The sequence below is a fragment of the Fulvivirga aurantia genome, assembly GCF_009711475.1.
Taxonomy (GTDB): domain Bacteria; phylum Bacteroidota; class Bacteroidia; order Cytophagales; family Cyclobacteriaceae; genus Fulvivirga; species Fulvivirga aurantia.
Genome location: NZ_SMMD01000786.1, coordinates 1 through 8,266, shown reverse-complemented (window position 1 = coordinate 8,266; position 8,266 = coordinate 1). Strand labels below are relative to the sequence as shown.

7 protein-coding genes and 1 other RNA gene are annotated in these 8,266 nt (G+C 38.6%); 5 read left to right on the top strand and 3 right to left on the bottom strand.

Going from position 1 to position 8,266, the window contains the following annotated elements; translation table 11 throughout:
* Positions 1-137 precede the first annotated feature (137 nt).
* Entirely contained in the window at positions 138-392 is a 255-nt protein-coding gene (locus tag E1176_RS10230; RefSeq protein ID WP_155210514.1) for a 30S ribosomal protein THX, read from the bottom strand.
* 187 nt (positions 393-579) lie between these two features.
* Between E1176_RS10230 and E1176_RS10225 the strand changes: the two genes are divergently transcribed.
* Entirely contained in the window at positions 580-1,038 is a 459-nt protein-coding gene (locus tag E1176_RS10225; protein WP_155210513.1) for a hypothetical protein, read from the top strand.
* 67 nt (positions 1,039-1,105) lie between these two features.
* Positions 1,106-1,339, top strand: a complete 234-nt coding sequence (locus E1176_RS10220) for a hypothetical protein (RefSeq protein WP_155210512.1) — start codon at positions 1,106-1,108, stop codon at positions 1,337-1,339.
* On the opposite strand, the gene E1176_RS10215 is transcribed toward E1176_RS10220, so the two are convergent.
* Positions 1,336-5,880, bottom strand: coding sequence for a DUF5686 family protein (locus tag E1176_RS10215; protein WP_155210511.1), 4,545 nt, complete (start codon positions 5,878-5,880; stop codon positions 1,336-1,338). The two genes, E1176_RS10220 and E1176_RS10215, sit on opposite strands and share 4 nt — an antisense overlap.
* Positions 5,881-6,063: 183 nt before the next feature.
* Between E1176_RS10215 and ffs the strand changes: the two genes are divergently transcribed.
* The 3 genes from ffs to E1176_RS10200 all read left to right on the top strand — a co-directional run bounded on the left by ffs (position 6,064) and on the right by E1176_RS10200 (position 7,659).
* Positions 6,064-6,162, top strand: an RNA gene (gene ffs, locus E1176_RS10210) — signal recognition particle sRNA small type.
* A 108-nt stretch (positions 6,163-6,270) separates the two neighbouring features.
* On the top strand, positions 6,271-6,927 hold the full coding sequence (gene fsa, locus E1176_RS10205; RefSeq protein ID WP_155210510.1) for a fructose-6-phosphate aldolase: 657 nt from the start codon (positions 6,271-6,273) through the stop codon (positions 6,925-6,927).
* A gap of 18 nt (positions 6,928-6,945) precedes the next feature.
* Complete coding sequence (locus tag E1176_RS10200; protein WP_155210509.1) at positions 6,946-7,659, top strand: cell division ATP-binding protein FtsE; 714 nt, start codon at positions 6,946-6,948, stop codon at positions 7,657-7,659.
* Here the strand turns inward: E1176_RS10200 and E1176_RS10195 are convergent.
* A complete protein-coding gene (locus tag E1176_RS10195; protein WP_155210508.1) occupies positions 7,656-8,189 on the bottom strand; it encodes a hypothetical protein in 534 nt (177 codons plus the stop codon). The two genes, E1176_RS10200 and E1176_RS10195, sit on opposite strands and share 4 nt — an antisense overlap.
* Positions 8,190-8,266 lie beyond the last annotated feature (77 nt).

Sequence of the window (8,266 nt, the reverse complement as noted above, 5' to 3'; positions counted from 1 at the left end):
GTTTCTATACAATAACGCTGTTCATCACCTCATTTGAGGAAATGCCACCACCATGCGCTATGTATATTGTTGTTTCTCATTTGTGGTGCCAAATATAAAACAGATTCTGTTATTAAAAAACCTGCACTAATAAAAAATCACTTTTTGTCGTCTTTTTTAGCAGCGGCCTTTTTTGTAGTCGTTTTTTTGGCTGTAGTTTTCTTAGCTGCAGTTTTAGGTTTCTCAGCCGTTTCTTTTTTAGCTTCGGCTGCTTTTGGCTTGCTTTCGGTCGCTTTAGATTGCTTAGCAGGTCGGTCAGTCACTGCCTTTTTATTCTTTGATTTAGGTCTTCTCACTCCATAAGATCCCATAGCAATTTTACCTTTCTTGGTTTTTCTATCACCTTTTCCCATAGTATTACTTTAAGTTTAGATTATATTCTAAAAATAACTAACCTACTCCACAATTTCCAGAAGCCAGGGTATTTTCCTCTATCTTATTATTGAATAACTTGCTTCTTGCACCCATGGAAATACTGATCTTACTTCTGCGAACTAAAAAGATTAGAGATTGTTTTATTACCAAAACAGACAAGTAGATATGGCTAAAGCAAATCCTCAACTTATCGAAGCACTTCGAAATACTGTAAAACAATTATCTGCCTCTAATATTTATCAGTGGGGCCATATGGGCAGTTGCAATTGCGGCTTTCTGGCTCAGGAACTTACCAAACTCAATAAAGATGAGATACACTCCAGAGCGATGCAAAAGCATGGCGATTGGAACGAGCAACTTAACGACTACTGCCCTACCAGTGGCTTATTGATGGACGACCTTATCTCTGAAATGCTACATGCTGGTTTAGACACAGAAGATTTGAAAAATTTGGAGAAACTATCTGACAAAGAGGTACTGCAGCGAATTGATTTTTCAGAAAGGCATTTGGCCCACAATAAGAAAGATGATGTTGTTAAATACATCAAAGCCTGGATTGGTTTACTCGAAGACCAAATCGCTGAAAAGATATCTTTACCCACTCAGGAAAAAGTATTGGCTTAAGTTTAATCCAAAATTATCATTTTAAATCGCTACTATTTGCGGGATAATACCCATTTTCGCAAAGAATATGCAACATGTAGTACACGAATATTTTAAGCGCGAGTTCGATGATTTCACTGTACTCGTACAGTTGAACCCTGTCGACTATACAGGTGTAGAATTAACTATTCCTAAGTCAGGCACAATAGAAAAAAGGAAACTCGAGTTTGACGAAGATATTTACGAAGACCTAAAAGTCGATGGGTTTGCGCAATCAAGCGCCCTTGAGTTTAATATATACCTCAAGGGCCTGAAGTCTTAGAGGCTACCTAAGCCAAACCACAATCGAAATCCATACGCATCATCATTGATATCGTTATATGAGGTAAAGAAGTCGACCCGCATTACTTTGAGGATATTCTCTATACCAAAAACGACTTCTACATGTTCGAAATTGCCGGTTTTAAGAAAGTTAATCCCTCCTAGTGTTTGAAACTTACTTCTTCTCAACAATGGAAATTTATTGATTAAAAAGCCATTGAAGTGATGCTCGTAATGTGCTTCCAGGTATGAACCATTGGTACTGTGCGCATAATAATCGAGCGAATGGAATGCATTTAATACCGCTCGATCTCTACCCCAGTGCTCTTGCTTGTTCAAAAAGATGGTTTGGTTTCCTCTAAAATGCTTGTAATCAATAAATGGTACCGACTTATTATTTATAAACCCTCCATAGGTTACATCATAAGATGATTTTCCTAACAATCCAAAGTCAAGATTATCACCAATTGTAAGGCTGGCAAAATCATAGTTCACGTCACTTCCCAAGGCTTTTATTCCTTTTCTATAGTTGAGGGTAAGTGTAGGGTACTTAGACCCATAAATAATCTTGCGATAAGGGTGTGTGGCAAACTTCTGTTTTATACTGATTTTTGCCTTGAGATTAAGCACTAATGCCTGATGATCGTCAAACTGAGGTGTATCATCAAATGGGCGAAGAGGATTATTTGACGTATACATTCGATCCTCTTTATTTGATACAAAAGAGTAGTCTGTTGTATTAGTCAGGGCTTCCCTATTTTCATAGGCTAAAGAACTGGTGAGCATTATTCCATTTGTTACCTCCTGATTGTAGATAACCTGACCAAAGTCCTTTCCATATATTTTCATAAAGTTATCTCTCTTCAATAATGAATAAGAGGTATTTATAAATGGAGTTATCGGGTTGCTGTTATTTAATTGTGCGATACTTCTACCTCCTGAAAAGGACAACCTCTGAAACTTCATAGGATTCAGGATTTTTCGTACCATAAGGCTTCCATTCCAGCGCTCGTTGCTAAATCCATATCGAAGGTTGGCCGAGATGAATATATTTTGCTTATCTAATTTCATCCAGTCACCTTTGTAAAAACGCCAGTTCATGTTTACGACCAAACCCTCAACCGTATTGAATTGAAACATCTCCAGCAAACCAGAATAGTAGGTATAATGCTTTTTGTGTCTATTGATACGATTATAACCAGTGAGTATGTCGTTAATTTTTAGTTTATTTCGTCTGCGGTCCAGCGAGTCGAGATAGTGTTCAGATTGTCTTAATCGCTCTGTGCTATCACTTTTGCTATAGTACCTTATTTCTTCATCTGTCAGGACCACAGGCCTGTTTTCTAGCCAATAAACACTGTCTTTTTTATTAGCATCCTCATCGATTTTAAAGATCTCATTATTAAAAAACCTGGGAGGAAACTCGGGATTGACCTCATAGTTTTTATATGAAATGATATTATTGGTAGAACCAGCAAAACCAAAGATTTTGATTTTTGAGAAAGTTTTGAGCATCAAGGGCATCCATAAACCCTCTTTTACTTTTACATAATCCTGCTCTACATATAATGTATCGTAGAACTCAACCTGTCGGTTGGTTAATATCATATCTACACCAACTACATTCCAGGTGTCTTCTGCGATGTAAATATTGCCCGCAAAAACAGGGTCATTCCTCCTTCGAGGTATCACCTTTATTTTATTTACCCTACTTCCTTGTTTTTCCACCTCTCCCAAATACTCATATTGGTAAAACATCATCGCATTGGTAGCTACAGGGCTTACAATACCTCGGGCCGCCAGATCACCAATTTCAACTCGATTTTGGTAGAAATTAAAGTCTATTTGTCCGGCCTGGTTCCAGCTATATCCCTGACTCCAACCACCGACTTTTGATGAAATCATCACCTCTTTTACCTCATCAGGTTGTTTTTTATAAAGTTCGGACAAAGACTCGCTCAAATACACCAGTCCCAAATCAGTGCTGTCTGGCATATCTTCTTTGGGTAAAAAGGCCGGAAGTTTATCTGGTATTTCGTCCAAACGGTCAAATGATTTCATATATACATCTGCAGAAAACCCATCGACTGCTCTTAGATAGTCTTTACGTTTATCGATGGCAGCTTTAATTATCTCATATGCAGGGTCGGTATAGTTTTCTCTCACAACTATATCCTTTAGCATTATTGCATCTGACTGCATTTCAACATTGAGGTCAATTTCTCCACTCACCTGTACTTTCTCAGAAATATTATTGTAAGCTACGTGGCTAAAAATCAGATTATAATCTCCGTTTTTGAGGTCAAGCGCATATTCCCCTGAGGAGTTTGTGGTTGTACCTCTCGTTGTACCCTCCACAAATACATTTACAAAAGGCATTGGCTCGCCTTCATGATCCTTGACTACCCCTCTAATCGTGCCATATCCTGTATCCATTCCGAGCACATTCAACATAAAGGCCATCTCAAAAGCCCGTTGTTTCATACCATTAAATCTGCCGGAAGTAAGGCCATGACCCGCACTCATTGAGGTTTTTAGATATAGCGGGTTACTATCTGTTTTATTAGCCCTTAGCTTGGCCACGTATTTTGCTGGCTCCCAATAAGCTACATTGAGGTCATTATAACCTCCCTGCACTAACATAGCCGGATAATCTTGTGCCTTAATATTGTCGTAGGGTGAGTATGATTTCATGTATTCGTAATACTCCTGCTTGTTGGGGTTACCCCATTCCTTATACTCAAAGGTGGTTAAAGGAATAGTTTCATCAAGCATGGTATTGATGACATCTACAAAAGGAACATTTACAATGGCTCCTTTATAGAGCTCTGGCCTCATGTTAAGAACGGCTCCCATCAATAGTCCCCCGGCACTTCCACCCTCGATAATTAATCTGTTGGCATTTGTATACCGCTGGTTGATGAGGTGCTCGGTAACAGCGATGAAATCGGTGAAGGTGTTCATTTTATTGAACAGCCTGCCCTCATCATACCATTTAAAACCATATTCCCCTCCGCCTCTTACATGTGCGATAGCCAATACAAATCCACGCTCAAGCAGACTTAGGTCAAAGTAATCAAACGAAGCGCTGTAGGTAGAACCATAAGAACCATAACCTTTTAATAGCAAAGGGTTATTTCCATTTCTGTTTAGGTCATTTTTATACACCAGTGATATTGGCACTTTCGTACCGTCTTTAGCTTCGGCATAGATTCTTGCAGTAGTGTAGTCATCGCTATTATAATTGTGTACTGTCGATTCTTTTAACAGTTTAGATTCCTTAGTTCGCAGATCATATTGATAAATACCTCCCGGGTTGCTCAAAGAACTATAGCTATAAATGAAAATATTTGGACCGTATTCGAGATTTATAGACCCTCCAGCTACATAAGCAGCATCCGGAAATTCTATAGAATAGCTTTCATTAGTTTTTCTATCAACTACCTTAAACTGATCAAGACCACTTATTTTTTGATGCAAGACCAAAAATTCATCTGACATTGAGTAACTGCTTAAGGGAATTGTATCGTTAGCAGGATAAAACTCCTCCCAATTTTGTTCTTCCGTTTTATTTACTGGCACTCTTGAGATGTTGTAGTTCTTATTTGGAAAGTTTTTATAGATGTAGAAGTGGTCATCTCCCTTATAATGATTTAAACCATAAACTCGCTCATTGGCTCTTGTTGAAAATTTTACCAACTCAGCTGCGGGGTCATCAGCTGGCATAAAGTGATATTCTGAGCTGCCATTGACACTCGTACTCAAGAGGAAGTATTCCTTTGAAGTGGTTTTCCCAATCGATACACTATATGACTTGTCTACTTCTTCAAATAGAATGCGGTCATTTTTTACATCATTACCAACCTTGTGAATTTTGGCGAGATAACTTCGATTGGTCGTATCTCTTACTGTATAAGCAAATGTTTCACTGTCGTTGAACCATGTAAAATCCGCAACGCGATGCACTTCATCATTTATAACCTCTGCTGTTACCAGATCCTTTATGTACACTGTGGTTTTTCCACCTCCCGTATAGTCCACCTGATAGGCAAGTTTATGATGATCAGGGCTGACTGTTGTTCTAACAGAAACATAACCCATACCTTTAGCTAATTGGTTAACATCTAGCAATACCTCCTCTTCAGCAGACATACTTCCTTTCTTACGGCAATAAATTTCATAATCACTGTCCGCTTCATATCGCCTGTAATAAAAATAGTTGTCCCTTTTTACGGGAAAGCTCGTATCGTTAAGATCAACTCTGCTTTTAATTTCCTGAAATAACTTTTCTCTGGCCCAGTCACCACTTTTGGTCATACGTTGCACGTAACCATTTTCTGCGGATAAATAATTGATAACCTCATAATCCCCTTTCTTTCTCAGCCAGAAGTAATCATCACGCAATGTATCTCCATGAATTATGGTTATATGTGGTTCTTTCTTGGCCGTGGGCGGTTCTATACTTTGTGCGTGTAGAGAAAAATTAGTAAGTAGAAATAGAAATATAAGGTGAAGCTTGAAAGAGGTTAATCGAGATAACATGAGCGTTTTTTAAGGTTGACGCAATAATAATGTCATTGAACTAAAAATATTGCATAACCAATAAAAATTATTTTTTTACCTAGTATTTCTGTCAACCTTTTGAGAAAGCTAAAAAATAAGCTCAGTCACCATATTCTTTCTTATAAATTTTGTGCGGTTTAATGTTTTCCTCTTACCTTTGCATCGGCAAATCAGTACGACCAGCTCCTGCTGAACTCCCCCAGGACCGGAAGGTAGCAAGGGTAGGCGGTTGTAGCGGTGCGATACTTGATTTGCCTTTTTTGTTTAATCTTATTTATAGATTAAAATAAGCATACAGTCATCACATGCTTGGTTTTTATCTACTTTTCATAATAACTTTATCAACAAAAACATAATCCTCTTACTCACATGAAATTCTTTATCGACACAGCAAATCTTAATGAAATAAAAGAAGCCCACGATCTAGGTGTATTAGATGGCGTTACCACAAACCCATCTCTTATGGCTAAAGAGGGTATTACAGGAGAAGAAAATGTGAGAAATCACTATAAAGCAATTTGCGACATCGTTGATGATAATGTGAGTGCTGAAGTAATCGCTACAGATTATGAAAACATGATTAAAGAGGGCGAGGCTTTAGCTAAAATTGATGACAAGATTGTAGTAAAAGTGCCGATGATCAAGGATGGTGTTAAGGCCATCAAATATTTCAGCAATCACGGTATTAGAACGAATTGTACACTTATTTTCTCTGCCGGTCAGGCATTACTTGCTGCCAAGGCAGGAGCTAATTACGTTTCTCCATTTATTGGCCGATTAGACGATATCTCTACAGATGGCCTTACGCTTATAGAGCAAATCGTGCACATCTATGACAACTATGGATTTGGTACAGAGGTGCTTGCAGCTAGTGTGAGACACACCATGCACCTTGTACAGTGCGCAGAAATAGGTGCAGATGTAGCTACGTGCCCATTAAGTGTGATTACTAGCTTACTCAACCACCCACTTACTACTTCTGGGTTAGAGAAATTCTTAGCTGATCACAAAAAAGCTAACGGTTAATCATCAAAAAATCTTAGTATGTCCTTTTCTTCAGATCCGGTTGTAAGGGTAAGAGATGCCAGCATCTTTCAAGACAACAACACTGTATTAAGTGATGTGAATTTTGAAATAGAAAAGGGCGAATTTGTCTTTTTGATAGGAAGAACGGGAGGTGGAAAAACCTCCCTCCTTAAAACCTTATACGCTGACCTTTCTCTTCGATTGGGTGAAATTAATGTTGCTGGTTACGACATCCAGAAAATTAAAAACAGCGAAATTCCTCTTCTGAGAAGAAAGCTAGGAATTATCTTTCAGGACTTTCAACTGTTTCCGGACCGATCTGTAGCTGATAACCTTCTATTTGTAATGAAGGCCACAGGCTGGAAGGAGAAGTCTAAAATGAAAGGAAGGCTTACCGAGGTACTTATGCGTGTAGGTTTAGGCTCTGTGGCCTCCAAGATGCCTCACCAGCTATCTGGTGGTGAGCAACAGCGTGTGGTTATAGCCAGAGCTCTCATCAACGAACCTGCCATATTACTAGCCGATGAGCCTACCGGTAATCTTGACCCGGAGGTTTCTCAAGGCATTTTTAAGATTTTTCAGGAAATCAACAAAAGTGGTACAGCCATACTCATGGCAACACACGATCACAACCTGGTAAGACAGTACCCCGCCCGAGTACTCAAATGCGAAAAAGGTAAGGTAATGGATTCTAAAAATCAGGAAGTAGATTTATCTACCGGACAGTATTAAGCATTCACCTCTTTTGAGGAACTGCCCTCATCTACATCATCGTCAGTATCTAAGTCCTGCAGTTGCTCGTTTAAGATATCGATTCTCACAAGCAGGTTAAGTATGAGTGCGTCAACCACTTTTTTACTGGGATTACGCACCAATTCCTCTTTTAGAACCTGATACATAGCGTCTAGCTTTTGCAAATCCTGCTCAAAATCCTGATCGATGGCTTTGTTTCTTTCCTCAAAGTCATAAATCAAAGACTTTTTTTCAGAGATCATGTCAAAATAGAAGGTTTCGACAGCCTCAAATTCACTTTGTTGTGCGTTTGTAGATTTAGCCATCAATGGCTCAGATGTAAAGTCAACTTTCAGAGCCAGTAAGACAGACATTGCAAAGAATATGATAGCAGCTACCTTCCATAGCCAGATATAGTTTTGCTTACCTTCAAGGTCTTTTGCTATCTTTCTCCAAACCTTCTCATCTGGTGTTTTATCATCAAATTGGGTTCTTTTATCTCTAACCAGTTGTTCCAAGTTGTCTTTCATAATTACCCTCCTTTCTGAGTATTTCTCTTAATTTCTTTTTAGACCTGTTGTATTGAGATTTAGAAGTTGATTCTGAG

Excerpts from the sequence above, each read along its gene's own strand:
- E1176_RS10200 (WP_155210509.1), top strand. The coding sequence starts at position 6,946 with ATGTCCTTTTCTTCAGATCCGGTTGTAAGGGTAAGAGATGCCAGCATC.
- E1176_RS10215 (WP_155210511.1), bottom strand. The coding sequence starts at position 5,880 with ATGTTATCTCGATTAACCTCTTTCAAGCTTCACCTTATATTTCTATTT.
- E1176_RS10195 (WP_155210508.1), bottom strand. The coding sequence starts at position 8,189 with ATGAAAGACAACTTGGAACAACTGGTTAGAGATAAAAGAACCCAATTT.
- E1176_RS10220 (WP_155210512.1), top strand. The coding sequence starts at position 1,106 with ATGCAACATGTAGTACACGAATATTTTAAGCGCGAGTTCGATGATTTC.
- E1176_RS10230 (WP_155210514.1), bottom strand. The coding sequence starts at position 392 with ATGGGAAAAGGTGATAGAAAAACCAAGAAAGGTAAAATTGCTATGGGA.
- fsa (WP_155210510.1), top strand. The coding sequence starts at position 6,271 with ATGAAATTCTTTATCGACACAGCAAATCTTAATGAAATAAAAGAAGCC.
- E1176_RS10225 (WP_155210513.1), top strand. The coding sequence starts at position 580 with ATGGCTAAAGCAAATCCTCAACTTATCGAAGCACTTCGAAATACTGTA.